The following is a 23,948-nucleotide window of genomic DNA, read 5'->3' as shown; positions in this document are numbered from 1 at the left end:
TTAACTCTTTAGCCTTACGTGCCTTTATTACGTGATTTCAATTTCTCAGCCTATGTTTTTCCATGCTTTTAGCCTTTCCTGCAAGCCAAAAAGCATATATTAAAATAGTTCTTCAAAGGCGAATGAATCTGAAAGAATGAAAAATCTGTATCCTGACAATATCTGACAGCAGAGGCACACAAGATGAGTTTTCGAAATAGAGTGAGTTTGCGAGATGCAATGAGAGGTATAATTGAAGAACCCCTGCTTCAGATGGTTCCAAAAAGTTTTGATTATATAGGTGATGTGGCTATAATCTCGATCCCTCCGGAACTTGAGGCTTATAAAGATACTATTGCTTCAAAGCTGCTCTCCATGCGGGGCAATACGCGGGCTGTGCTTAATAAGGTGAGCAAACTCGAAGGTGAGCACAGGGTAGCGGACTTTGAGCTTCTATTCGGGGAATCAACGGAAACTATTCACAGGGAAAATGGCTATATATATAAACTGGATGTCAAAAGAGTCTTTTTTAATCCCCGCCTGTACTCGGAAAGAGGGAGGATAGCCTCGAAAATTACGCCTGGAGAACATATTATAATTCCTTTCGCAGGAGTAGGGCCTTTTGTGCTTCCTGCCGCAGGGAAAGGGGCGAAAGTATATGCTGTTGAGATAAACCCAGATGCCTGTGCCTGCCTCAAGGAAAATATTCGGATTAACAGGCTAGAAGGACAGGTAACCGTTATTCAGGAGGATTTTAGGAAACTTTTCCAGCCTGAGAAAGTTTTTCAGATTTTTAACCCTTCGAAAGCCAGTGAAAAACCAGAAACTGGTAAAAATGACGAAAATAACGAAAATTGCACTTTTGACAGGGCTATCGTACCGATCCCTTACGGCATGGATCTCTTTCTTGAAAGGATCTTAAAGTTTGTAAGAACAGGCGGATACATCCATTTTTACACCTTTAAAGCCGAATCACAGATTTCGGAACTAATTGAAGATTATAAAGAAATGGGTCTTGAGGTAGAATTTTACAGGCGCACCGGAAACGTTGCTCCTAGCATCAGCAGGTGGGTTTTTGATCTTATTAAAAAATAGGTGTGAAAAAGGTATAGAGATTTTTTATTCATCAGCGATAGAGATCTTCAGTCCTCAAGCCCTATATGCTTCAGGAAATGGTGATAGTGTTCAGGCGGCAGCCGCGAATAAAATGCCCCTGTTACAACTTCGCTAAGGGAGGGGTGAATATCCATAGCCCGCATGATCGGCGCAGGGCTTCTCAATTCAGTATACATAAGAGGAATTATCTGGTGGATCAGGACTGAGGCATGTGGGCCTATTATATGGGCTCCCAGGATTTTATCTTCCTCCGCATCCAGAATCACCTTTACGAAATAGTCCCTGGCTTCCATAGCCGCTCCTTTAGCGGTATCTTCAAAAAACTTGAGACCTATGACGATTCTTACCTCTCCGTACCTTTCCACGGCTTTCTGCTCTCCCATGCCTACTCCGGCAATCTCGGGATAGGAAAAAACAGCATGAGGCACGGCGTGGTAGTCTGCCTTTACTTTTTCTTTCATGATGGCATTGAGATAAACTATCCCGGATTCATAGTTTCCCACATGCTTTAGCAGATATTTTCCATTTGCGTCTCCTAACGCCCAGATATTCGGCTGTGAGGTCTCAAGATACTCGTTCACCAGAATCCATCCCTTTTTATCAGTTTTGATTCCGGACCGTTCGGGGTGGAGGATATCGGTATTCGGTACCCTTCCTGTTGCCACGAGGATCTCATCTACAGTGATTCTTACTTCCTGTCCTGAATTTCTCTCCTTCGCAATAACAGTTTTCTGTCCGTTTTCTTCTTTCCTGACCTCTACAGCTTCATGGTTCGTAATAATCTGCATATATTCTGACATCTTTATCAAGGCAAGCCTGGAGATCTCGGGCTCTTCCTGCGGAAGAAATTGAGCGTTTCTCCCTATAACCGTGACTTCGGCTCCCATAGCTGAGAAAAAGTGCCCGTACTCGGCTGCAATGTAACCTCCTCCGAGAATCGCAAGCTTTTTTGGGCATTCCACGAGTCCAAGCACTGTGTCGCTTGTGAGGTATCCTATTTCTTCCAAGCCTTTAACAGGCGGGATTGCAGGTCTTGAACCGGTACAAAGGAAGATCATTTCGGAGTGCAGGGTTTTTTCACCGACTTTAAGGGTATAAGGAGAAATGAACTCCGCGCTTTCATGATAGTAGTCAAAATACGTGTTTCCGGTCAGACTCTTCCTTATTGTCTCTATATCCTCTCCTACTTTCCTGCGCATCCTTTCCATAATCCCAAGAAAATCGATATTCTCTATTTTTATCTTAATTCCGAAATGGGTCGCTGTTTCCACTTCCCTGATAAGCTCGGCAGGATAGAGCAGGGTTTTTGAAGGGATACATCCTCTTGTAAGACAGATCCCGCCAGGTTCGTCTTTGTCGATAACGGCAATTTTCATTTCAGGGTTCGAATCAATAATTTGATTTATATAATTCATTGCAGAGCCTGTACCTATAATGATAAGGTCATAATTCTCCATACTCCTCCCCTCACAGCCGAATATGGCTTGCATCTTTGTCGATTATACTATATTTTATCTCTGGTTATACTTATGGATCAGAATTCTTATTAGATTTCGTGTATATGCCTGAAGATGAATCAGTGTTATTTTGAGGATTCTGAAAAACAAATGTGAGGCAAAAGTTATTTTATCAATTGGATTATCTCTAAAAGGCTTAAAGATTTGCCGAGAATTTGCGTAAATTTCTCCGACCATAATATCTAAAACAGATATTTTTAAATTTTAATCCGTATTTTTAAATTATCTCTGAAGGAGAAAAACAACTATCTATTTATAAAGATAAGCCTATTCTATGTAACTTCCCACAAAGAGAAAAAACAGAAGATGTACTATAATGAACAGAGCTGCCCCATCTTTTAAAAGCGGGGATTCCTTCCAGGGAATTCCTGTAATGCATATTCTTTATCTCCTGCTTATCCTTATAGCTCCTTTTGCAGGGGTGAATGTCCTTTTTCTCCTGTCTATCGCACTTTTTGTGGGAATCCGGCTTTCTGGAAGTATCTTTTCTTGTAGCAGAAGCGTTATCAGCCTTATATTTTCCCTGGTTCTAATGCTTTTTGTTTCCGTAATTTCGGGAGGCTCCTCTTTTACCTATCCTTTCTACATAGTACTTGCCGCTTTTGCGGTTGCAGCTGTAGGAAACCACGGGATTTATTTTTCCGAAACCGATCATGTGCCTGATTTTACTACAAGGCGGAGCAGGATAAAAAAGAGGAGCTTTTCAACACTCTGGAGTTCGGCTTTCCTGGCACTTCGGATTGCTGCCGCATTCCTTGCCGCAAGCTGGATCATCTACTGGCAGGGGCTTCAAGTCTCATACAACCTGGTATTTTTCATAGCTGTAATCGGGGCAGTTACAGGTTCACTTTTCGAGTCAATCCCCTCTAAGATCGATAAGAATATTTCGGTACCCCTGGGCTCAGGAATGACAATGTGGATTTTTGAGGAGTTCAGATACTGGGTGCCTCCTGAAGAAATGGTTGTAGCACTTGCCTTCTCATTTTTCCTGGGCGTGCTGGCTTACAGGGCGAAAATTGCTGATGTTTCTGCCCTTCTGAGTGCCGCACTTCTGGGAGTCCTGATAATCGTTTTTAGCGATCTTTCCTGGTTCCTGCTCCTGCTCACGTTCTTTATTCTCGGAGGTGGGTTTACGAGATACAAATATGCTTACAAAGAGTCCATAGGGATTGCCCAGGCTAAAAACGGAATACGGAGTTACGAAAACGTATTTTCAAACAGTACGGCAGCCCTTGTCCTGGCGGTAGCATATGGGGTTTTTCCTGAGCACAGCCTCCCTATTACCTATGCTTATATGGGCACGGTTGCAACGGCTACCGGAGATACCCTTGCAAGTGAAATAGGCACAACTGCAAAAGGAAGACCAAGAATGATAACGACCTTGAAGCCTTCTGAGCCCGGAGCTGATGGGGCAGTGTCACTACTCGGTGAATTTGCTGCAATCCTGGGTTCTGCAGTTATAGGGATTCTTGCATACTTACTGGGAGTCTCGGACAATTTTATATTAACGGTTCTTGTAACAACAGCAGGAGGCTTTTTCGGGACAAATATTGACAGTCTCCTTGGAGCTACTCTTCAGAAAAGAGGGGTACTCTCAAATAGCGGAGTAAACTTCGCAGCAACATTTACAGGGGCAGGAATTTCCGCAGCACTGTACTATCTCATAGCATGAAGTATTCATTTATATTTGCAGGCATATATCCTTAAGAAAGGGTCATGAGGTATTTCATTTCTCATTTATTCTAATTTTATTTTTAAGCGTACAGGGAGGTAACCAGATGACTGAAACAGAATATAAGGACAAGAAAGTCCTGCTTGTAATCGCTCAGGAACAGTTCAGGGATGAGGAATGTTTTGTTCCGAAGCAGCTTTTTGAGGCAGCGGGGGTAAAAGTTACTGTTGCAGCCGAATCTATGGAAACAGCTAAAGGGATGCTGGGAGGCACAATCAAGCCCGATATAAAAATCTCGGAAGCCAGAATTGACGAATATGATGCAATAGTAATCTCAGGAGGGTCCGGCTCAAGAAAATACCTGTGGGACAACAAAGCGCTGCAGACCCTCGTAAAAGAAGCAGACGCCCTTAAAAAGGTAATTTCTGCGATTTGCATCTCCCCTGTTGTGCTGGCAAGAACAGGTGTCCTGAAGGGTAAAGAGAGCACGGTTTTCAAAAGCCCGGATACGGTACGCGAACTTGAGGAACATGGGGCTGTCTATCAGGACCGTGATGTAGTGGTTTCAGGGCGCGTGGTTACAGGGCGAGATCCAGCAAGTGCTGATGCATTTGGTAAAGCCATACTTGAAGCCCTGAGAAAAGTCTGATTTTCTTCCGAGGTCCCGAGGGCAAATCAATATTGAGTTAAAAAATTTATGCACAGATCTCCTTTATCGAAAAAGCAATTTGAGAATTTAATTTATACAGTTAGCGGGTGTGCTTGCTATGACAGAGGAACTTGAAGCTATACTGGCTTATCACCAGGCCAGTAAACATAACTTCAAAGCTTATGCGCCTGGGCCTCTCCGCCTTGATATACAGATCAAGCCAGATCCCTTCCTTAACTATTATGGAACTCGACTTTTAAATCTGGATCTGTGGAGTGACGAGCAGATAAAAACTGAGATTTTTCCCGCTTATGAACAGGCTTTCTCACCCGAGAAACTCAGGGCATCAGAACTGAGTAAAAAATCGATTTCCCAGCTTTTTTTTGACAGCTTTGCTATTTCAGCCTGGAAGGCCGCAGGAAGCATGAAATGGCCTCTCCGCGTCAATCCTTCAAGCGGAAACCTACATCCTACCGAGATATACCTGATTTCCGGTCCTGTAAAGGGGTTTCTTAAAAACCCTTCGGTCTGCCATTATGCTCCTCTGCCTCATGCCCTTGAACTCAGAGCCGAATTCTCCCAGGAAACCTGGGAAATGTTAAGGTCAGGCTTTCCTGAAGATACTATTTTCGTGGGTCTGACTTCAATTTACTGGCGGGTTTCCTGGAAATATGGGCTCAGAGCCTTCAGATATGCACAGCATGATATAGGGCACGCGATTGCTGCCCTGACATTTGCTGCTGCCGGCCTTGGCTGGAAAACAAGCATTCTCGCAGACATGGGTTCGAAGGAGATAGCAGCACTTCTCGGTATATCCAGGGACAAAGGTCACGAAAAGCAGGAACCTGCCTGTATGCTTGCGGTCTATCCGGCAGGAGAAACCTGCACCAGAGGCAGGCTTTCTTCCGAGGTTATTTCAGCTTTTAAAAACCTTTCCTGGGAAGGTGTTCCTAACAGTTTAAGCCCGAAGCATGTTGAATGGATGGGTATTGAAAAAGCGGCTCTGGCAGCTCAAAAGAATGGAACCGATTACCTGGAGAAAAAAGGGGAAATGGAATCCAGTACACAGATCGTTTCATCCCTTAAACCCAGCAATTTTGAGCCTCATTCTGATTTTGAGACCGTTCCCCTGCGCAGCATTATTCGTGGAAGGAGAAGCGCTATCGAAATGGATAACAGCGCATACATGGAAAAAGAGACATTTTATGCAATGCTGCAAAAAACTCTTCCTCAGAATAACCCGATTTTCAATCCCCTCGCCTTTGGTTTTTTCACTCACCTTCTACTTTTCGTAAACCGAGTAAAAGATCTTCTTCCTGGACTTTACATTTTCCTTCGCAATCCTGAGGAAAAAGAGAGACTTAAAGCTGCTATCATGCCGGATTTTTTATGGATAAAACCGAAAGATTGCCCATCTGATCTTGAACTCTATATGCTTATGGAAGAAAACCTGCATCATTTTGCAGCCCAGCTTTCCTGCGCCCAGCGAAAAGCCGCAGATGCCTGTTTCACTGCCTGCATGCTTTCGGAATTCGAAAAGCCTCTGAACAGGTTTGGTGCCTGGATATATTCATACCTTTTCTGGGAATGCGGAGTTCTGGGGCAGCTCCTTTACCTCGAAGCCGAGGCAAATGGTCTGAGGGGCTGCGGGATAGGGTGTTTCTTTGATGATCCTTTACATGAAACCATAGGGCTTAAAGGGCTTGAATATCAGGACCTTTATCACTTCGCCATAGGTTATCCGCTTCAGGAAATCGGCGTTATAACCCTTCCAGCATATGAAGAGTAACTCTTTTCTCTTTTCTGCTTTTTTATTCCTCTTTCTGTTCTTTTTATTCCGATTTCGCTGTTTTTTATTCTCTTTTTCCTTACTTTATTCACGATTTTTTAACTTTTTTAGCTCTCTCTACCCTCGTCATTCTTTTCTCTGTTCTTTGCCTTCTTTGCTTTTTCTTCTCAAGCTTCTCCTTCTTACAATCCCTGGCTGGGAAGGCAGAGCAGGTATCTCACATCTTGATGACAAATCACATTTTATTACAATTCCGCGCAGCAGCCGACCCAGAATATCCGAACCAGTTATAATCCTTTTTTCCTTGCCCCAGTAAAGAATAAGATCCTGATCGATTATATCATCCTCAGGATGCTGCGGATATACCTTAAACTGGCGGATCACTTTTTCAAGTTTGGTCTTCGGGGATTTTACCACAACCGGGAAATGGCAATAAGAAAGTGGGATGAACGGACCTTTCTTGTAGACCGCATCCCTCAGGAAACCATCCGCATCAAGCACCATGACAGGCTCGTCCTGCGGGTTGGTAATTATTACCCATTTCTTCCCGGATGCTTCGATTTTTTGCAGGAAAGGGTCATTCGGTTCCCTTTTGAAAGCAGGGAACACCGGGCGGTTGTTTTCGACCGGGAGAGAAATTATGCTTCTCTCATCTATTATTGAACCCTCATCGGAAATGCTGACGTCGTCTATGGAAAGGAAGTTCAGGGCTCCTATTCCTTCAAATTTGCCTATATCTGTCCTTCCTGACTCGATATGTTTCTCGAGCATAATCCGCATAGCTTGCTCCTTGAAGAGTTCAAGCTTTTCCCTGCCCAACCACCAGTCAAGAATAAGCGCTGTAGGCTTGGCTACCGGATAGAGCAGCATCTGGTAGAAGCGGATTAGAGGGGTCAACTTTGCTCCCAATGATAGAGCATTTCGGGAAAAGTAAGCCTGAGGTGCAATCTCTCCGAAACTGGTAATTACGAAAGTAGAGAAGAGGAAAGCTGAAGCTCCTGTCAGCACGGAATCTGTAAGCAGAGCAATCATTACATTTACACCTACGTTGCCCCAAAGCAATGTCGTTAGCAGGAAATTTGAATCTCTTCGGATCTGCAGAATTTTGATAGCATCCTCATTGCCAGCTTCGGCCTCTATCTCAAGCCTGAGTCTTCCAAGTCCAAAAGCTCCAATTGTCATACCGGAGAAAATAGCGGATTGAGAAAGGAAGATTAAAATCAATATCCAGATAAATATTTCATTCATTGTGAGTCTATAACCTCTATAAGTTTCATACAGAAGTAATTCAGAAAATTAATCTGTTGCTGTTTAACGATTTAATTGAATTATTCAATGGGTTAATCTGTCAGTGGTTAATTATTTAATCTATTAATAACTTTAATAGGGACATAATTTAATAACCAGTCCCCCATTCATTCCATTATATACAGTTTTAACGGATTAATTCCTAATTTTATATATTTAACCTGATCGCCGTTATCTTCTAATTTTGATCTACGGTTTTGCATTACTTTACATTTTGTAAGTTTAGTCTTACTTTCTTACCTGGTCTGATCCATTAAATTCCTGTAAACTTGATGCATTTTGACAGACTGCCGAGAAAGCTTTTGAATATATTAACCTGACTCTGATATTTCCTATCTAATTATTATCGCATTATCATAGTTTAATTTGTGTTCTCTAGCAAGCCTTTTGAAAAAAAAGGCTTGAGTGAAACCGTTGCGCCGGTATATCACGCCATCATGCCGGCTTTTGATCAAACTTTTTTCTAAAAAGTTTGCGGTCAAGCCTTTTCATAAAAGGGTTGCGGCGCAACGGCCGCAGATCAACGGTATCAGGTCGGCGGCTGCGCTTACTGCTAAGTGGTATAGCGTTTAATAGTAAGTTATACTAAATCGTCGATCGGCCAATCATGCTGAGGAAAAGTATTATAAGGAGTATTAACCTGAGAACCTTATCCTTTACAGAATAGATTGTGATATTCCTGACCCTGCAGGCTGCAATAATTACTCTTCTGATCAGTGATATACATGGAAAAAGAAACAAGTAATGCCAGATCACTTCCTGAAGTCACCGAGATCTGCCACACCCCTGATGTTCCTGTTGTCGGCACGGAAAAGCGAATTGTACTCCTTATTGCGATACTTGCAGGATTTATCACTCCTTTTGACGGCTCGGCAGTAAATATTGCCCTGCCTGTACTGGGAGCCGAATTTCACATGGATGCTATTGCTCTCTCCTGGGTTGCGACAGCATATCTCCTTTCTTCAGCACTGTTTCTTGTCCCATTCGGAAAAATCGCAGACATTTACGGAAGGAAAAAAATTTTTCTCTATGGTATCGCGGTTTTCAGCCTTTCATCTTTAATTATGACCATGGTCTCCTCAACTGAAATGCTGATAGGAGTGCGGGTCTTCCAGGGTATAGGAAGTGCCATGATTTTCGGGACGAGCGTCGCTATAGTTACCTCGGTCTTTCCGCCAGGTGAGCGCGGAAAAGCTATTGGTATCTATGTTACTGCAGTTTACGTCGGGCTTTCTATAGGTCCCTTACTAGGAGGAGCGATGACGCAGTATCTTGGCTGGAGGAGCATCTTTTTCGTAAATGTCCCTATAGGCATTATAGTAATTCTGCTGATCCTTTGGAAGATTAAAGGCGAATGGGCTGAGTGTAAAGGAGAAAAGTTCGACCTCATAGGATCAGTCATATATGGTGCAGCGATAGTTGCAGTCATGTACGGTTTCTCTGTTCTCCCTGACTTTCAAGGAGCTGCCCTGATAGCCGCAGGAATTCTTGGAATTATAATTTTTGCCTTATACGAGATGAGAATACCTTATCCCGTCCTTGATATTTCTCTCCTGACAAAAAATCGAATCTTTGCCTTTTCGAACCTATCTGCGCTCATCAATTATAGTGCGACCTTCGCAGTAACCTTTCTCCTGAGCCTCGACCTGCAATACACTAAAGGTTTTACTCCTACCCATGCCGGGACTATCCTGATAGTGCAGCCAGTTGTCATGGCTATGGTTTCACCAATTGCCGGTCGGCTCTCGGACAGGATTGAGCCTCGAATTGTTGCATCGGCAGGAATGACGTTTACTGCAATTGGCCTCTTCCTTCTAATTTTCCTTACGGATACGATTCCTATCTGGTACCTGATTGTCATTCTGATTGTCCTTGGTGTAGGTTTCGGGCTCTTTTCGTCCCCAAATACGAATGCGATCATGAGCTCAGTAGATAAAAGATACTATGGCGTCGCATCAGGGATGAACGGAACTATGCGGCTCCTTGGCCAGATGCTCTCAATGGGTATTGCAATGATGATCTTTGCGATTGTTATCGGTCCTGTAGAGATTACGCCCGAATATTACCCCCAGTTCATTTTAAGCCTGCACTATGCGTTTATCCTGTTTACGGCTTTCTGCATTATTGGCATATTCACATCCCTTGTGAGAGGAAAGAGGAAGCATGTAACTCATGCAGGAATGCCTGAAAAGGGCAAAAGATAATAGGTAATCCCTTCTAATTCACTTAATTAAGGTGATAATCATGAAAGTCCTTGGAATTAGTGCAAGTCCGAGAGGGAATGAGAGCAACACCCTTCAACTGGTAAAGTCTGTGATCAAAGGTGCCGAATCCGAAGGTGCGGAAGTCGAACTGATAGACCTCTACACACTTAAGATAGAATACTGCACAGGGTGCGGAGCCTGTTATGCGACAGGAGAGTGCCCCCTGATCGATGATTTTGAGGAGCTTTATGACAGAATCATGAATTCCGATGGAATTGTTTTTGGAGCTCCGAATTATATTAACTCGGTTCCGGCGCCTATGAAAGCCTTCTTCGATCGACTTTCGGACGTTATCCACTGTCAGATGCTATCCGGAAAGTTCGGTTGCTCCGTATCCACGGGAGGAGGTACTGCTGATGTGGTCGTAGAATATATGAATAGTGTGCTCATGACTCTTGGAGTTACTGTTGTCGGAGGTCTTGGCGTTGTAATGGCAGGAGACCCGGCTGCACCCCAGCAGGCTGCGGGATCTGCTGAGGAGCTTGGTAAGAAGTTGGTAAAATCAATCCGCGGAGAAATAAAATATCCGGAGCAGGATGAACAGCATCGTCAGAATGTAGAATATTTCTGCCGGCTTGCCCAATCCGACAAAGAACGTTTTGCCCACGATTATGACTGGTACGTACGAATGGGCTTGATTAAGTAAGAACCAGCAGGATGACTGCGTACCTCATACCTGAATCTTACTGGAAATCGGTGTTTAAGTTGAGTGCGAAACACGGAAAGCTAGTATTAAATCAGCTCTAAATTGGAAAGCAGGTAGGAAATTTACCTGCTTTCCTGTTATTTTTGAAATTCAAAATATAAGGTCCTATTGCTAACTTTCTGTCCGGCAATTTGCCTGTACTCTTATAGTATGTCCAAATTTTATATACTTTAATCTGTATTTTCTCATAAGCAATTTACAAAACCTGCAGTATTTACAAAAACCTGCAGTCTGTTATGGCTCCAACTGCTAGCAGGCGGAGGAAGAGATTCGCTTCGAGGCAAAGTACTCATAGGCGTACTGCCATAACTTTATTGTGCCGGGGGTTATTTAATGGATGTATCTAATCTAAGTAAGGATCAAGGAGATCACATTCCTGGAATCGACAGGGGTAAGGTTGTAATGTACGGTCTCAGTACCTGTGTATGGTGCAAGAGAACAAAGAAACTGCTTACCGATCTTGGTGTGGAATTTGATTTTATATACGTGGATAAGCTTGAGGGAGAGCAGGAAGACCAGGCTGTCGAGGAAGTAAAACGCTTCAATCCTTCAGCTTCCTTCCCAACAACTGTTATAAACGGGAAGAAAGCTATCGTGGGTTTTAAAGAAAAGGAAATTCGCGAAGCCCTTGGCTTTTAAGGAGGAAGTTAAGCTGAAACAGAGCTAAAAAAGTCTTTGGTAAAACTTTTTTAGAAAAACTTCATTAAAATCTATTGTTTTCCAAAAAATTCTAATTATAAGGGGATGTTGGGCTGAAAAAGGAAGAAGCTGCCGAAGAAGGTATAACAGATGAACTTGTGGATAAAGTCTACAGGCGTTTGAATAACCAGGTAGAGGCGTCAGGATATCACCTCAATCCTGATGTCGAGTTTACAAAAGATCTTGTATGGGGGCTGCTCCTCAACGAGCGGCGATACGGCTACTGGTCCTGCCCGTGCCGGCTTTCTGCCAATAATCTGGAAGAAGACTTGGATATTGTCTGTCCATGCTACTATCGAGATCCCGATCTGAACGACTATGGAGCCTGTTACTGTGCGCTCTATGTTTCGGACGAGGTCATCCGGGGAGAAAGAAGCATGGAACCGGTTCCAGAAAGGCGCCCTCCCAAAGAGCAGAGAGATATTGAAAGAGAAGAAGAAAAGAAAAGAGCCGAGATGATGGAAAATATGGAATTCACAGGAAAACTTTCAAAGCCAGTATGGAGATGCAAGGTCTGCGGATACCTCTCTGCCATGGACGAACCACCTGGAGTCTGTCCGATTTGTAAAGCCAGAAAGGAAAGATTTGAGCGGTTTATGTAAGGTTCAGTAAATTTTTCTTTTTCTATTTCCACTTTTATATCTTTTTCACTCTAATTTTAATTCTGTTTGATAAATTGAGTTCATACTTAAAGAAATCGAAGAATTAAACGAAGGCATATAAAACTAACAAGTCAGGTTCAAACATAATTTTTGGAAAAACTAATCAAGTGATACCTAATAAGAATAAAAGTGAAAGTATAGAGGAATACTATCCTGTACCATATGACTCCAGAGCCTGCAATACATTATCTACTGCGGTTTGATTCAATGAATTATTATACAGATTCAGTGAATAAATGCCGGGATCGTTCGTAATATCAACACTGGTCAATTCATTATTCTGCAATCTTATAGTGGCTGAACGCCCTGCTAGGAAGCAGCCGGATAAGTTTGCAGATTTAAATTTATTATCATTTGCATATACGGTTCTCAGCTTCGTGGAACATGGATGTAACTCGCCACTCTGATTTGTGTTATGTATCATTAACTCTACAGTTGCGGGCAGCGATCAACCGGAACTGCGGTAGTATATGTCCAGGCGTCAGGCTCGTCTTCCACAGGTTCTATTTTTATTTGTTATTGTTCGGTGTTTTACGAACGATCCGATCTCTTACCGCAAATTTTCTCAGAATGTACAATTTTCCCGGTTGATGAGCGCGTTTATCTTTTGATTTTAAAAAATTTCTGTAAGCCTGTAGATTTATAAGGCGAATCTGACTAAATTATATGCATTGAAAATTATATATCCATTTAATCAACAATTATTAACCGGGAAGTTAAGTTGCTATAAAGGCATTAGCAGTCGGGGGATTTCACGGAGACAAGGTTTTCTATTATTGCAATGGGTTATCCAGCAGAGAAGAAATCAGGCAGGCTGAGGTACGATACTTCTAGAATCCACACTAATTCGTGGTAATTATCTGGGATTTATTGAAGTGACTGAGAAGATTAGTGCCCCATCCAGCCTCAAGTTGGAAAGGTTATCTATATTACTGGAACGAATATAAAATACTGAGAAGCTGTTTAATCTATATCCTTGTTAATTTTTATGGGAGCTTTCTTAACTTTTATATTTCAAAGTTGAAATTTTATGTTAAACCTCTTATATTTCTAGGAATCTTCTTTGATGAAACAGGACAATTAAATGGAAAATTAAGAAGTACTTTAGTAAAGAGGGATGATCTATGAAAAAGGCACTGGTACCAGGTCTTATTTTATTTATAATTCTTTTTGCTGCACTGCCTTACTCAGCAGGAGCTGCCGATGAAGATCTTCTTAAATATACGAGCTCAGGAAACGCTTTCGGGGGTGGAGAGAACCTTCAGATTGACGAGGACATCCAGGGAGATCTGGTGCTTGCAGGCTCCCGGCTTGAAATAAACGGGAATACCGGAGACGATTTCATAGGTGCGGGCGGGCAGCTAATTGTTAACGGTAACGTTTCTGGAAATATTATCGCAGCCGGAGGTTCGATCCGGATTAACGGGAATGTAGGAGGAGATGTAGCAGCGGCAGGTGGTCAGATTTTTCTTTCCCGGGATAGCGTTGTCGAGGGGGATCTTCTGCTTGGCGGAGGGGAAATAACGCTTGATGGAACCGTTAACGGAAACGGGGATATCTCAGCAGGTACTTTAAGAGCCGGGGATGACTTCGAGCTTGGAGGAGATCTAAGACTGCAAGCTCAGAATTATCCCTCCAATCTGGATGATAAAGTAGGCGGAAACCTCAACATTACTCAGGTAAATGCAACCGAAGAGCAATATGCAGGAGCCGCCGGAGGGTTTAGCAGCGTTTTATCGTTTATTATAGGGTTGCTTGCAGCCCTGGTCCTGGGTCTGGTTCTTATATACTTTTTCCCGGGTTTTGTAAGAGGGGTTGCAGATCTTGTAAAAGATTCACCTTTGAAAACTGCACTACTGGGCTTTCTGGCTTTGATTTTCCTTCCTGTACTTGCGGTAATCCTGCTTATTACCATATTCGGGTGGAGCCTCTCGGTTCTGATAATCCTGCTTCTGGCACTTGCGGTTCTCATTGCGACAATACCTGTCAAATTGCTTGCAGGTGAGCTCGTCTATAATAAAATCTTAAAAAAGGAAACTGGAGAAATAGCGTATTATCTTGTCGGTGCAGTCATATTTGCAATTTTATATGAAATTCCCATTGTGGGATGGCTAATAGGTTTTATTGCACTCATTATCGGATTGGGGGCGATAATAGCCTGGCTTGCGATTCGCGCCAGGGCGACAGGTTAAATGCGCTAAAAGGTTAAACCGGCGGACTTTCTAAGTAGGCGAAAAATTGGAGATCTGGAAAATTAAGAAAACTGGAATTCAGGAGAAAATTAAAAATGGGAAGGAATTTTCAGGAAAGGACTTCCTCCCTGTACTTTTCCATTCCCACCCTTTCAAGAAGATCTCCGAACCTTTCACCGTCAAGCCCTTCTCTCCTGTAATACTCAAAGGTTTTCTCAAGGACTGAAAAAAGCTGCTCCTCATCTGCAAGCTCAAGAAGTTTAATCCCTTGCATGGGCTGGCGTCCTGCCTTTCCTCCAACGAAAATCGTGCATCCGATTTTTCCTGCCCTCAGGGCATCTTTCCGGCAGGCAGCAATACAAGCTCCGCAGAGAATACATTTTTTAGTATTTATAAAGGCTTTATCTTCCAGGACTTTTATTGCTCCAACCTTACACGCTTTCTCGCAGAGCTTACAACCGACACAATTCTCTCCAAGAATTTCGGGCTTCACATTGCCCATGATTCCAAAATCGTTTTCCTGAGGCCTTACACAGGCTGAAGGGCAGCCTGTTACTGCGATCTTTAACTTTTTAGGGACAGCTTCTCCAAAGTATTTTTCATCTATCTTGCATGCTAGGTTTTCGCAGTCGATCAAGCCGTTTCTGCAGACCTTATCCCCCTGACAGGCGACAACTGCTCTTACCTTTTTTCCGGCAGAGCCTGCTGAAATGCCCTGTTTCTCAAGTTCATTTCTTGCTGCTTCAGTATCTTCGAGTTTAACAAAAGGAACCTCAATCTGTTGTCTTGATGTTATGTGAATATAGCCAGAACCATATTTTTCGGCTGCATCTGCAATTGCCCGTAGTTTTTTGGCGTCCAGATTCCCACTCACTACCTTCAGCCGCATTGAAAACATATTTTCCTGCCTCTGAGGTAGAAATCCCTTACTTTTAAGTAAGGACACGTCTATCTTTTTTCCACTCATATAAAATCACTTATTACAAAAGCAACTCTTCTTGATATATATAAGTATTTTGTCATCTGTTTTTTAATAGATTGCAGCTTTTACCCGATTTCGTAATCTGGGAAATTTGGAAGCACATCTAATCCAGGAAAACAAATTATTTGGATCGGGTAAGTCAAGATAACTTGATCACTAATAAAAGAGGTAAATTCAGAGGAAAGAAAAAACATTGAACTGCAAGAGTACCATATAAAGTCCAGTCCCTGTAAAGATACTTAATATGGCATTTCTTCTCCAGAAGTGCAGCCCGGCAACAATACCTATAGTAAACAATTCAGGAATCCCATACGGAGCTGAGAGCCATTGCATATCTTTCAGGCAGTAGATTACAAGCAACAGGAGAATAATAGGAGGAGGTTTTCCTCAATGACCGAGAGCATTTCTGGTGGCTCTCTTGAGCTGAAAAACAGGAATGGAAGGGCTCTCGTTGCAAAGGTTGCAAGCGCTATGACCACAATGGTTACAGGCAAGCCTTTAAAATGCATGCCTGAGATTAAGGAGCTGGGAAGAACTGGGTAACTGCCTTCAATGCAGTTATTTTGCTCATGTGTCTGACTCCTTTCTTCTGGTAAGGAATTATAATCTTACCGGGCATATGTTTTTGTAAGGTTATTACTCCAGGCTGCTGTGAATTGATTTGCTCAGACTAAGGGAAATAAGCCTCAACCTGCATTTTTCAGGGTTACTCCCGGGAAGTCCCTCGCTTTTTCTCCAGAAGCGCCCATAATTTTTCACATTCACCTGCTGTAAGCCCGATTTGCTTGATAAGATATTCTTCCGTTTTCTCATTCCTTACCGTGTCTTTTATCAAATGGCTTATCGTATCCCTGTGGTGCCCTGTTATCCGTTCAATACTTCTTATACTATTTTTTTCCAGAAAAAGCCGATATATCAACCTTATTTTATCTCCGGGCAGATGTTTACGGTAAACGGGGGTACCTACGGTATCCATAAAAAATCTTCCACAATGTTTACAGTAGTATCTCTGGTGTCCGGTCTTATACTTTCCCCGCTTTATAACAGCTTTCCCTTCCGCTCTTAGGTAATACTCACATTCGGGATTTGGGCATAGAACCTCATTTAAGTTTTCAACTGGCATAATATAATCAATAAGTTGTAACTTCAATAATATATTTATTTTGCTCGCTTGATCTCAGATGCTATATTCCACACAGATTATTAAGCACAAAGACAATCGTTATTCAAAAAAATCATGATCGAGTAACTATATAATACACCAATATTATCATATTTATTATTTATGAGAATTGGAGGAAAAGGGAAATGTAAGTTTGATAAATTCACTGATCAAACTTGATTATTACCTTTGTATAGCCATCAACGTGTTGAGAAAATTCTTAATAGGCGTCAGGTACATCTTCAATGGAGATCCTGTGACTAACTATAAAGCCTGGACTTGTCGCTCCTGCAATTATTATGTTCCTAAGCATCAAGATAACTTTCTTGACCGGAGTCTGACTTTTTCCAACGATCAAGCCTTTTCCCCACAACTGTCCAAATGGCAGGAGGTATTCTCTTTTTTTTGCATGTTCATCGACTCCTCTGGGATCATCCGCCGCATAAACCCCTATAATCCCGAGATTGCCTGTTGGGTTGACCAACCTTACGAGGTCATTTATCACCTGAGTCGAGTTCTCTTTTGAGGATCTTCCCGGTCTCTTGCCTAGTAGCCGACCGCATCTATGCTTGGCATGATACCTTTCATTTTTTCCTAGCCCGGCAGGGATGACTGCACAATTGCTGGGCTCATAGCCTTCATCATCTGGATCGTAGCTATAAGATCACTTCTTGTAATGTTAATAGGGAACCCCTGTGCGTTCAGTCAGGTTTTGTACGCGGATACCATCTCCTGGATCCTCTTCTCTCCGGGTATCAGCCTATCTACAGCCGAGACCTTAATGCCTCAATCTGGGCTACAGGGTCACTTACGGTAAAAAATCCAGTCAAACTTTGGCACTAGAACCTGTACCTTAAATTGAATGTTTACCGGGCATTGCATCTGCTGAGAGGATTAAATCAAAAGAAATATACGCTTTAAGTAGTTAACACAGGACAGATGAAATCCCCTTAAATGATGCGTAAATAATCTGCAGATGGTATGGAAAAAATTAAACAGTAGCCGCAAATATCAGAATTAAAACAACACCGATAACTGAAATGGTAACGATAATTAGAATATTTACGCTATTTAAGAAAATAAATGTGAATATTTAACCATTAAAAATCTGCCGAGGGAAGTTAATTGGGAAGCCAAGCATACAAAAACTTACTCAGATTGTTTGAAAGCTTAGAGAATAGACGACCATTTGACAGATTAAAAAAGGTGTTAATCATTTTACTGGCTGTCTTTTTCATAGTAGGCCTTACAGTAGTAATAGCAGGATTTTGTGGTGTAAAAACTCCAGGATACCAGCAGGGCTACAAAGACGGTTATCGGGACAGCTACCAGGCTGCTTTCGAAGGTGAATATTACAATGTCAAAGATGGCCTCCTGAATGAAAGCCGCGGCTTCTACAACGATGGCTATCGAGACGGCTATGATGAGGGCTATCCTGAAGGGCAAATAGACCGGGTAATCTACCTGGAACGTGCAGCCGCTCAGAAATACGAAGTTAGCCAGTACTCAAAAACCAACCAGAATAATGAAACCAGTCTGAGTCACGAGACTGACAACGATCATGAAACCATTCAGGGCAACGAGACCAGCCGAAACGGCAGAACCAACAAACCCCGTGAAATCAAATACCTAAGCGATGATTAAGGTTAATAACATTATAACTCAGAAAAGAAGTGCCTATATCCTTTTCTCGTATTTCGCTTAATTTATACCCTTTAAAAACTCGCAACCACTGAGACAGCTATAGCCCGGGATGTTTGTCTAAGACTGAAAGGATTTATTAATCTCACTTACTAATATTGTTTCCATGCCTATAGAAACAAGGGAAATTACAGTTACTGGAAAAGAGGATTGCGGGATTGTTGATATTACCAAAATGGTCTCAGAAGAGGTCAGGAAATCAAAAATAAACAGCGGGATAGTTACGCTCTTTTGCATCGGGTCAACAGGAGCAATAACTACAATGGAGTTTGAGCCCAATCTCTCAAAAGACGTTTCTGAAATCCTTGATAAGCTAATCCCTCTGGATGAGGATTACCATCACCACAAAACCTGGGGAGATTATAATGGAGGATCTCACTTAAGAGCCCTGCTTGTAGGCCCAGACCTTACGGTTCCTTTCATTGAAAAAAATCTGACCCTCGGAACCTGGCAGCAGATCGTATATATTAATTTTGATAGGATTGAGAAGGTAAGAAAAATTGTGCTGCAAATTATAGGGGAATTCTAAAAGTTTTTTGTTTCTAAAAAAGAGACTTTTTAAGGGATTTTTTATTAAAATTTTCGAAAATCTTTATTTCCTTAAGAGAGCAATATTTAGAGCCGATCTGATTCTAAGTTTTCATAAGTTTCCCAGGCTGCGGAGAATTTTAGAGGAAATCGCAATTCCCATGCAATTGTCAAGCATCACCGAGGATATAAGCCCTATTACCTTCCCTGCCTGCAGGATAGGGGAGCCGCTATCTCCAGGTTCCGGCATATCAAGGCACCGAAAACCTAGATAAAGCAGTGAAGCTCCGACATTGACCACCCTGCACCGGACAATATGAATATCATTGACAAGAAAAGCTTCCTCCAGTTCAGCTGCACTGCCAAACTCGGTAATTTTAACAGGATGTCCATAAGGAAGCTCTATCAGGGCCAGATCATAAGCTTTCAGAATATTCGTAACAGCAACTTCCATCCCGTTCACTATCAAATTGTCTCCTTCCCCTCGAAAAATATAAGAAACTGTAACCATATAAGGCAGTCCTTTGATTAAAATAACGGCGCCAACAACACAGCGTTTTCCCTTATAGAAAAAAAAACTGCCTGCTTTTATCATAGATCTCTCATCAATCTACTGATTTTGATTAGACTTATTATATGGCGTTTATCATATTTATGTTAAATTACGCTCTATTTACGTTTAAGGAGCTCTAGAAGCTTGCATTCTCAAAAATAAGACATGAAGTCCTGCGTATTTCCTGAGTATTTATTTTCGGAGGTATCGCATCTTGTCTGGATGACTGCTTTATGACTCCTGAAAATAAATTCTAAAATTTATCGAGAAAGAAATAACCAAAAAACTGCTCAGTATTTAAAGAGAAAAGCAAAAAACTAGATATTGTTTAGTATTTTTTCTGCCGCACCGAGTTTTATGATAAATTTTGTTCTTTATCTTTTTTATCTCGATTTCGCCGTCCAGTTGATCCACAAGAATGGATACAAGATGCAGACCAAGTGTATCTGGATTTTCAAAATCAATGTATCAGATGAGATTTTTAGTAATTATAGAGCTATGTTGTTCCTTAAAATTAGCTGAGAAGTAGATGGTAGGGTCGAGTCCCTATTCTCGTCCCTACCTGCAATCCAACCCAAAGATTAAGAGGAAACCCTATTACTCTTAATCTGGAAATATATAATAACACAATTATATATATTATTTTTGATCCGATAAAAAAATTCAATCGTAAAATATCTTTTTATATGAAACTATTTTTTACATAATAAATTTAAAATAAGATATAATACTTAGTAGATTCCGGAGTGAGGACTAAGGGAATAAAGTGGGGATATCATCAATATAAAAAGATTGCCTGGAGGTTACTGATCCTTCTCCGAAAAAGCGGCAGGGGAACATAATCTCGGAGAAACTGTATTGGGGGAATACAGTGAAAGAACGAAGTGCCTCCAGGCTACTTCTTAATGACTGTTTTTCTCTGTTTTCTTCTTTTAGATCTATTTTCTATCTTTTAGTTTTCTGTTCTAACCTGGGTATGTTGAGACCAATATTCATATAAAATATTTAAAGATCCAGAGCTTTACTTGATAAATCGAATTTATTTTTATTAGTGATTTCTCTCAAAGACTTTGTGATGCGCAGAAAATTCAATTCCTGACAATAAAGACACATTTCCTGATTATCATCCTATTTAAGAAATAGGAAATGAGATAAGAAATACAAAAAGAGATATTAAATGAGAAGCTTAATAGCAAAAAAGTAAACGGAGAGCCTTTTCAGATTTGTTAGCTCTCATATGATACGCCGTATGTCAGAAAAGCTATTCTATTTTTTCAGTAGATTTTATCGAATTTGGATGGAGGTGCTCCGCAAATTGGACAGTTCCCCTGAGGTTCGCCTTCTAAAGTATATCCACAGACGCTGCAGACGTGGTAATCAACCTCTTCATTCTGCCCGATTTCGTTCAGGGCTTTCTCAAATAGTGCGGCATGAATCCTTTCCACTTTGTTTGCCACTTCAAAGCTCCAGAGGGCTCTTTTGTCCCCTTCCTTCTTCGCATCCTCTATAAATTCTGGGTACATCTTCGTAAATTCGTATGTTTCGCCGCTAATAGCATCTTTGAGATTGTTCATTGTGGTTCCAACCCCTCCCATCCGCTGAAAATGATTGAAAGCATGGACTGTTTCAGCAAAAGCAGCGGCTCTGAAGAGTTTAGCTATCTGATGATAGCCTTCTTCATCGGCTTTTTTCGCAAAGGCAAGGTATGTTCTGTTTGCCATTGATTCGCCGGTAAATGCAGCTTTAAGATTATCTTTAGAACTCATACATATCTTTCCTCATTAATTAAGATCTTTTCTCATCTTATTTACTATGTAATGTATATCAGTTTAGCGCCCGAACGGGCTGATATTAAACCGAGATCTGTTGTGCTATGCAATATTATAGTCATTTGCAAAAGTATCTGAGTATATTCAGGTATTCTACAAAGCCAATATTTTTGTAAAAGTATAATAAATTGTATTCTTAATCATCTATTGACTAAGAGATTATCTTTTGACTAAGGGTATCCTTTAAAAAAATATTTTTTATGTAACTCTTACAATTGCGCTGTTTTATTAATATTATGTAGTCCTGCAAAATAGATCTTAAGTTCAAGTAAGTCCTGCTCTATAATGAACCTGAAATATTTTGCGTTAAACAATTTTTTGCTTTGATAGAATTTTTGATATCATTTATTTAATATATTTTTATGATATCCTATGTGTTGGAGTTGGGATAAAGCAAAAAAATTTCCCGTAGAATACTACCTAGAATTTTAAGGAGTTTTATTCATGAAATATCTAAAAACATGTCCAAAATGCCAGGGTAACCTGGAATTACATTCAGATGGTGAGACCCAGTATTGTAATATTTGCAGTTACTGGACAAAAACCGGTACTGCAAGGCTCGATTCAATAATGATTTATGGATAAGAAATCTACATAAAAAATCATAAGATGAGGGGGGAAAATATGGAATACGAACTTGAGGAAGTCGAAAGAGATTACATCGAATTTAGAAAAGAAATGGGAGAGGCGTAAACACTCTCCTTTTTAAACACCCTCCTTTTTTATTACCTCACCTTATACTCATATATTTATTTAAGAGTATACTCTACTTTTATGAAGAAGATTTAACACTGACCTGCTAAAACGGGCCAATGGTCGATTCCTGCAAACACTCTAAAAGTATCTTTTATTCCTTATGAATCTCAAGGAAAACTAAAATTGTGAATTCGTATTTAAGAGCAAACTTATTTTTAGTGCAGGACTTATTCATTTTTTTAAAGACTATTAATATTAAGAATAAGTTATTCTGTTGATTTTATATTATTTAATGATGCATATCATCTCATTACAGTGTTTTTGACCAATGCAAAAACAGATCAAACACAATCCAATGAAGCCACAAATAAAGAGCTGATACAAATAGCTTATGTCAAACGAATGAATGACACTGGTAATCTTTTCAATCTACAGGCTGACGATGTGGAATGGAGAACCACCGATAGCAACTTGGTTCAATCTTTCACTGAGTTCCCAAAATCTGCATCAGCCGCAAGCAGTTCTTATGTAAGTCATAGCGCCACTCAATGAACGATTGGGCGTGAAAACAGTACTTAGATGTAGGGCATTTATGCCAACGGTTATATGATAATAGCCTTATGGGACAGAACGGCTACAGCCAAAGATGGTAAACCGTATAACAGTACTTATTCTTAGTACACGACCATAAAAATGAATGTTTCGCAAAGTTAGCTGTGTGCTTTGACAATCAACCTTGCCGACCTATGGAACCCATTCAGGTTAGCAAACAGGTTAAAAAGTGATTTTCAGCAGTAAACAGAAAGAAAGAGGCGTGTGAAGGTCATAATATCGAAGGCTGGTCTTATATGGTACAGAATTGGACGATGACATGCAGAAGGTCATTTCCGACAACAAATTGAAAGGAGATATTTATGTCACAGGAAAATAAGTATCGTGCATTTTCAGATGACAAAATTGGGAAAAATTATTCAGAGGAAGATCTGGAATCCTTTCCCATTCAGCAAAATTCAACACCTGCTGAGCTGGTCGATGCGCTCAATCTGGTTTTCGGCAAGCAAACCTATGGCCGCGCAGTCCATGCGAAAGGTATAGTGATGAGGGGAAGGTTTCTCCCCAGCTAGCTGGCATCAACTTTGAGCAAGGCACCACACTTTCAGAATGTCGCAGTTCCCATAACCGTCAGGTTTTCCGACTTTGCCGGCATACTCAAGATCTCGGATACCGATCCTCTTGCAAGCCCACGTGGTCTTGCATTGAAATTCCACCTGCCGGACGGGACGGAAACGGATCTGGTGACGCATTCGTTTAATGGCTTTCCCGCCGCAACAATTGATGAGTTCCGGCAACTCTTGATCGCGCTTGGCTCAAGTGGACCCGGTGTTGCTACGCCTACACCAGCTGATATTTATCTGGTTGCACATCCGATTGCGAAGTCATTTCTTGAGTCACAACAGCCACCTCCAGTAAGCTATGCAACACTCTCTTATTTCGGTGTCAATAGTTTCAAATTCACCAATGCACAGGGTGAGACCAGTATTGGGCGCTACCAAATAGTGCCTCAGACAGGCAATCAGTTTCTATCTGAGGAGGAAATTGCGAGAGCATCCCCCAATTACCTTGCTGATGAAATCCGTCAGCGAGTAGCTGACTCTCCCATAAGGTTTAATTTCCGCGTCCAGCTTCCGGAGCCAGAAGATAAAATAGATAACCCTTCAATTGCATGGCCGGATACACGCAAAACTATCGAGATCGGTGTCATTGAAATCATGGAAGCAGTCCATGATAGTGCTGCAGTGGAGCGTGATCTGCTCTTTCTGCCATCCCAATTACCAGCAGGAATCGAGCCAGCCGATCCGATGCTCTATCGCAGTCCAGCCTATGTAATATCATACAAGCGTCGTAATCAATAAAGCGAGAGAAAGTTAGGCTGGTACGCTCAGC

General features: G+C 41.5%; 22 protein-coding genes. 13 read left to right on the top strand and 9 right to left on the bottom strand.

The window, feature by feature from the left end; genetic code table 11:
- Positions 1–183 precede the first annotated feature (183 nt).
- Complete coding sequence (locus tag AOB57_RS12465; protein ID WP_054297967.1) at positions 184–1,074, top strand: class I SAM-dependent methyltransferase; 891 nt, start codon at positions 184–186, stop codon at positions 1,072–1,074.
- A gap of 47 nt (positions 1,075–1,121) precedes the next feature.
- On the opposite strand, the gene AOB57_RS12460 is transcribed toward AOB57_RS12465, so the two are convergent.
- The gene (locus AOB57_RS12460; RefSeq protein ID WP_054297968.1) at positions 1,122–2,552 is read right to left on the bottom strand and encodes a dihydrolipoyl dehydrogenase; all 1,431 of its coding nucleotides are present in this window, start codon (positions 2,550–2,552) and stop codon (positions 1,122–1,124) included.
- A gap of 376 nt (positions 2,553–2,928) precedes the next feature.
- On the opposite strand from AOB57_RS12460, the gene AOB57_RS12455 reads away from it, so the two are divergent.
- From AOB57_RS12455 to AOB57_RS12445, 3 genes are all read left to right on the top strand, one after another.
- Complete coding sequence (locus AOB57_RS12455; protein ID WP_054297969.1) at positions 2,929–4,284, top strand: TIGR00297 family protein; 1,356 nt, start codon at positions 2,929–2,931, stop codon at positions 4,282–4,284.
- Positions 4,285–4,390: 106 nt separating this feature from the next.
- Entirely contained in the window at positions 4,391–4,933 is a 543-nt protein-coding gene (locus AOB57_RS12450) for a DJ-1/PfpI family protein (RefSeq protein WP_054297970.1), read from the top strand.
- 118 nt (positions 4,934–5,051) lie between these two features.
- The gene (locus tag AOB57_RS12445; protein ID WP_054297971.1) at positions 5,052–6,722 is read left to right on the top strand and encodes a SagB/ThcOx family dehydrogenase; all 1,671 of its coding nucleotides are present in this window, start codon (positions 5,052–5,054) and stop codon (positions 6,720–6,722) included.
- 126 nt (positions 6,723–6,848) lie between these two features.
- Here AOB57_RS12445 and AOB57_RS12440 read toward each other — a convergent pair whose 3' ends face one another.
- A complete protein-coding gene (locus AOB57_RS12440; RefSeq protein WP_054297972.1) occupies positions 6,849–7,970 on the bottom strand; it encodes a DUF21 domain-containing protein in 1,122 nt (373 codons plus the stop codon).
- Between the two features lie 785 nt (positions 7,971–8,755).
- On the opposite strand from AOB57_RS12440, the gene AOB57_RS12435 reads away from it, so the two are divergent.
- The 5 genes from AOB57_RS12435 (at position 8,756) to AOB57_RS12415 (ending at position 14,553) form a co-directional block, all read left to right on the top strand.
- Complete coding sequence (locus tag AOB57_RS12435) at positions 8,756–10,234, top strand: MFS transporter (protein WP_054297973.1); 1,479 nt, start codon at positions 8,756–8,758, stop codon at positions 10,232–10,234.
- A gap of 40 nt (positions 10,235–10,274) precedes the next feature.
- A complete protein-coding gene (locus AOB57_RS12430) occupies positions 10,275–10,940 on the top strand; it encodes a flavodoxin family protein (protein WP_054297974.1) in 666 nt (221 codons plus the stop codon).
- 393 nt (positions 10,941–11,333) lie between these two features.
- Positions 11,334–11,639 (top strand): glutaredoxin family protein, encoded by a 306-nt coding sequence (locus AOB57_RS12425; protein WP_054297975.1) that lies wholly within the window; start codon positions 11,334–11,336, stop codon positions 11,637–11,639.
- A 158-nt stretch (positions 11,640–11,797) separates the two neighbouring features.
- Positions 11,798–12,301 carry a ferredoxin-thioredoxin reductase catalytic domain-containing protein gene (locus tag AOB57_RS12420; RefSeq protein ID WP_193726266.1) on the top strand — a complete coding sequence of 168 codons (504 nt, stop codon included), beginning with the start codon at positions 11,798–11,800 and terminating at the stop codon, positions 12,299–12,301.
- A gap of 1,184 nt (positions 12,302–13,485) precedes the next feature.
- Positions 13,486–14,553 carry a bactofilin family protein gene (locus AOB57_RS12415; RefSeq protein WP_054297978.1) on the top strand — a complete coding sequence of 356 codons (1,068 nt, stop codon included), beginning with the start codon at positions 13,486–13,488 and terminating at the stop codon, positions 14,551–14,553.
- Between the two features lie 109 nt (positions 14,554–14,662).
- On the opposite strand, the gene AOB57_RS12410 is transcribed toward AOB57_RS12415, so the two are convergent.
- From AOB57_RS12410 to AOB57_RS12395, 5 genes are all read right to left on the bottom strand, one after another.
- Positions 14,663–15,520: a 4Fe-4S binding protein gene (locus tag AOB57_RS12410; protein ID WP_054297979.1), complete on the bottom strand. Its 858-nt coding sequence runs from the start codon at positions 15,518–15,520 to the stop codon at positions 14,663–14,665.
- Between the two features lie 189 nt (positions 15,521–15,709).
- A complete protein-coding gene (locus tag AOB57_RS14900) occupies positions 15,710–15,868 on the bottom strand; it encodes an AzlD domain-containing protein (protein ID WP_264371748.1) in 159 nt (52 codons plus the stop codon).
- A gap of 17 nt (positions 15,869–15,885) precedes the next feature.
- On the bottom strand, positions 15,886–16,044 hold the full coding sequence (locus AOB57_RS14895; protein WP_264371698.1) for an AzlD domain-containing protein: 159 nt from the start codon (positions 16,042–16,044) through the stop codon (positions 15,886–15,888).
- 197 nt (positions 16,045–16,241) lie between these two features.
- The gene (locus tag AOB57_RS12400) at positions 16,242–16,658 is read right to left on the bottom strand and encodes an IS1/IS1595 family N-terminal zinc-binding domain-containing protein (RefSeq protein WP_054297980.1); all 417 of its coding nucleotides are present in this window, start codon (positions 16,656–16,658) and stop codon (positions 16,242–16,244) included.
- A gap of 259 nt (positions 16,659–16,917) precedes the next feature.
- The gene (locus AOB57_RS12395; RefSeq protein WP_167829621.1) at positions 16,918–17,202 is read right to left on the bottom strand and encodes an MDR/zinc-dependent alcohol dehydrogenase-like family protein; all 285 of its coding nucleotides are present in this window, start codon (positions 17,200–17,202) and stop codon (positions 16,918–16,920) included.
- A gap of 701 nt (positions 17,203–17,903) precedes the next feature.
- Here AOB57_RS12395 and AOB57_RS12390 point away from each other — a divergent pair.
- The gene (locus AOB57_RS12390) at positions 17,904–18,341 is read left to right on the top strand and encodes a hypothetical protein (RefSeq protein ID WP_054297982.1); all 438 of its coding nucleotides are present in this window, start codon (positions 17,904–17,906) and stop codon (positions 18,339–18,341) included.
- A gap of 163 nt (positions 18,342–18,504) precedes the next feature.
- Positions 18,505–18,927 (top strand): secondary thiamine-phosphate synthase enzyme YjbQ, encoded by a 423-nt coding sequence (locus AOB57_RS12385; protein ID WP_054297983.1) that lies wholly within the window; start codon positions 18,505–18,507, stop codon positions 18,925–18,927.
- Positions 18,928–19,038: 111 nt separating this feature from the next.
- Here AOB57_RS12385 and AOB57_RS12380 read toward each other — a convergent pair whose 3' ends face one another.
- Together AOB57_RS12380 and AOB57_RS12375 are read right to left on the bottom strand one after the other, a co-directional pair.
- The gene (locus AOB57_RS12380; RefSeq protein ID WP_226999500.1) at positions 19,039–19,389 is read right to left on the bottom strand and encodes a trypsin-like serine peptidase; all 351 of its coding nucleotides are present in this window, start codon (positions 19,387–19,389) and stop codon (positions 19,039–19,041) included.
- Between the two features lie 1,364 nt (positions 19,390–20,753).
- A complete protein-coding gene (locus tag AOB57_RS12375; RefSeq protein ID WP_054297985.1) occupies positions 20,754–21,245 on the bottom strand; it encodes a rubrerythrin family protein in 492 nt (163 codons plus the stop codon).
- 1,673 nt (positions 21,246–22,918) lie between these two features.
- Between AOB57_RS12375 and AOB57_RS12370 the strand changes: the two genes are divergently transcribed.
- Positions 22,919–23,128, top strand: a complete 210-nt coding sequence (locus tag AOB57_RS12370) for a hypothetical protein (protein WP_054297987.1) — start codon at positions 22,919–22,921, stop codon at positions 23,126–23,128.
- Between the two features lie 12 nt (positions 23,129–23,140).
- Positions 23,141–23,917, top strand: coding sequence for a catalase family peroxidase (locus AOB57_RS12365; RefSeq protein WP_054297988.1), 777 nt, complete (start codon positions 23,141–23,143; stop codon positions 23,915–23,917).
- Positions 23,918–23,948 lie beyond the last annotated feature (31 nt).

This window comes from Methanosarcina flavescens (assembly GCF_001304615.2).
GTDB lineage: Archaea > Halobacteriota > Methanosarcinia > Methanosarcinales > Methanosarcinaceae > Methanosarcina > Methanosarcina flavescens.
Note: the sequence above shows the minus strand (reverse complement) of the source record. Positions and strands in the feature narration are given on the sequence as shown.